Annotated in this window: 3 protein-coding genes and 1 tRNA gene; all 4 read left to right on the top strand. The window is 39.7% G+C overall.

The features are described from left to right. A partial coding sequence (locus tag WA010_RS04395; protein WP_422555938.1) for an FtsW/RodA/SpoVE family cell cycle protein occupies nucleotides 1–630 on the top strand: 630 nt, incomplete at its 5' end. Between the two features lie 34 nt (nucleotides 631–664). Further along, nucleotides 665–740: transfer RNA gene (locus tag WA010_RS04390), tRNA-Ile, on the top strand. Nucleotides 741–1,233: 493 nt separating this feature from the next. Further along, nucleotides 1,234–1,533 carry a helix-turn-helix domain-containing protein gene (locus tag WA010_RS04385; RefSeq protein WP_422555937.1) on the top strand — a complete coding sequence of 100 codons (300 nt, stop codon included), beginning with the start codon at nucleotides 1,234–1,236 and terminating at the stop codon, nucleotides 1,531–1,533. Continuing rightward, nucleotides 1,530–2,448: type II toxin-antitoxin system HipA family toxin (locus WA010_RS04380; protein ID WP_422555936.1), on the top strand; the 919-nt coding region annotated here is incomplete at its 3' end. The genes WA010_RS04385 and WA010_RS04380, both read left to right, overlap by 4 nt.

Genomic DNA, 2,448 nt, shown 5'->3' with positions numbered 1-2,448 from the left:
GCAACAGTGTTGGCACTCTTGGGATTTGGAGTACTCTTTATCGTAGGGGTAAAATGGAAAATATGGATTGGATTAGGGGTTGCTTTTATTATTTCGCTCCCCCTGATTTACACCCAGCTGCATGGTTACCAAAAACAGCGACTTCATGATTTTGTGGGAGAAAAGCCGAGTTATCAGGTTGAGCAGTCGATTATTGCAATAGGTTCTGGGGGATTCATGGGCAAGGCGAAAGATGATGCTACACAAGCACAGATGAAATTTCTCCCTATCGCATCTAGTGACTTTATTTTTGCGTATGTAGTAGAACGGTTCGGTTTTTTCGGCGCATTTTTACTTATTTCACTTTATGCAGTATTGATTGTTCATTTACTAATGATCGCAGGGTGGTCCGAGGATTATTATATCAAGGTGGTAGCAGGAGGACTCTCTTTATTTTTCTTTATCTATATGAGTGTTAATATCGCGATGACGATAGGTTTTGCTCCTGTAGTTGGTGTTCCTCTCCCAATGTTTAGTTATGGAGGGAGTAGTTTTGTGAATTTTATGGTAATGTTTGCCATTTTACAAAACCTGCTAGCGTATCGTTTTCGATATCTTTATAACGATACGGGTAAAAAAAGCTTTTTATAATAATAGAGTGCTTATAATACCGCTCCACAAAAACGGGTCAATAGTTCAGTGGTTAGAGCCCCCCGCTCATAACGGGGTTGTCCCAGGTTCAAGTCCTGGTTGACCCACCACCTCCATCCAAATCACCCTTTTCCAATCTCTTTTTTCTCAATTCAAATAATCTAAAGCGTGTTATAATTTTCCCGATACATTAAACAAGGGGACGTTATGACGATACGAGTAAACGACCTTTATGCCGAAGAAGCGTTAAAGCTCCTTAGCACGATGAGGTGAAACGCCGCATCGAAGAGTACAAAAGCGGCAATATGGAAACTACACCGTGGGATGAGGGTTGGGAAGAGATAGAAGATTTTTTAAATGGATTAGATGAACGTGCGAGTTAAACGTAGTAAACGTTTCAACCAAGAATATAACATTTTTTAGGATGGCGTAAAAGTTCCTCTATCAGAAAAATAGATCATGCAAGAAGTCTAATACATTTTTATTTGTTTTACGATAAAATAAGCGATAAGTTTAGCGATAAAGTTTAATAGATATTTTAATATCTATTAAACTTTATTTATTGATTTAATATATGATATATTATACTTTAAGTGAGATATAATGCTACGGCTATATACTGAACAAGAGATGCTGTCTCGTCTGGCAGAGATGTTTGAAAAAGAACGTATTAACCAAAATATCACCCAGCAAGAGCTTTCATCTCGTGCAGGGATTCCACTCCCTACCTACCGTGCATTTCTAAAAAATGGTACATTGTCTGCTAAAAATATGTTCAAATTACTCTTTGTTTTACAATTGGATGAAAAGGGCGAGAATCTCGTTAAAGAACGTGCATTAAAAACATTGGAAGAAATCCGTGTGAATGCTTCTCAACAAGATCGTAAAAGGGTTCGTAAATGACAGAGATTACTGCAAAACTGTATGGTCATACAGTGGGGACATTGCTGTATGATGGACGGACGGTCTATTTTGAATATGATCCGATATTTCAAAAGATGGGACTAGAAATTTCACCTCACAAACTTGCAATCAATAGTTTAAAAGGTGCATATACTAACACAGATACTACTTATTTCCAAGGTATTCCCGGTGTTTTTCATGATAGTCTGCCGGATAAATTTGGGATGAGGGTAATCGATCGCTATTACGAGGAAAAAGGGAAAAGCATAGCAGATGTAAATCTCTTGATGCGATTATCCTATATCGGTTCACGCGGAATGGGGGCATTGGAGTATGAACCGAGCGATCAGCCACAATTTGCTGCTCTAAAAGCCGAAATTATGGATTTACGTCAGATGTATTTGGACTCTCAAGTTATCATCAAAGGTGAACAATCCGATGCACTTCATCACATCGCAGCCTTTATGGAAAATGCTGCGTCACCCGGAGGTGCACAGCCAAAAGCTTCTATCGGATGGAACCGTGAAACGAAAGAGATTATAAGTGGAGCACAGTTGGGTGTGCCGGAGGGGTTTGAGCACTGGTTGGTAAAGTTTAGCAAATCGGATCAGTTGGGACGTGCGCTCGATTTTACCAAACTCGAATACCTCTATATGCAGATGGCGGAAGAGGTGGGGATCAGTGTTCCTCAAACGCAGATGCTCTATGATGGAAATGACTGGCACTACGCCATCAAACGATTTGATCGTGTTGATGGTCGCAAGATCCATATGCACACGTTAGCCGGCTTGACCCATATTGATTTTAATGAACCAGGACATTATTCCTATGAGCAGTTTTGGAGAATTACAAAAGCATTGACTCGGGATAACTCGGTAAATCTTGAGATATTTAAGCGGGCTGTTTTTAATGTGA

Origin of the sequence: Sulfuricurvum sp. (assembly GCF_049305995.1) — a bacterium.
Taxonomy (GTDB): Bacteria; Campylobacterota; Campylobacteria; order Campylobacterales; family Sulfurimonadaceae; genus Sulfuricurvum.
This window is presented reverse-complemented; position numbering and strand designations above follow the sequence as displayed.

Excerpts from the sequence above, each read along its gene's own strand:
- WA010_RS04385 (WP_422555937.1), top strand. The coding sequence starts at position 1,234 with ATGCTACGGCTATATACTGAACAAGAGATGCTGTCTCGTCTGGCAGAG.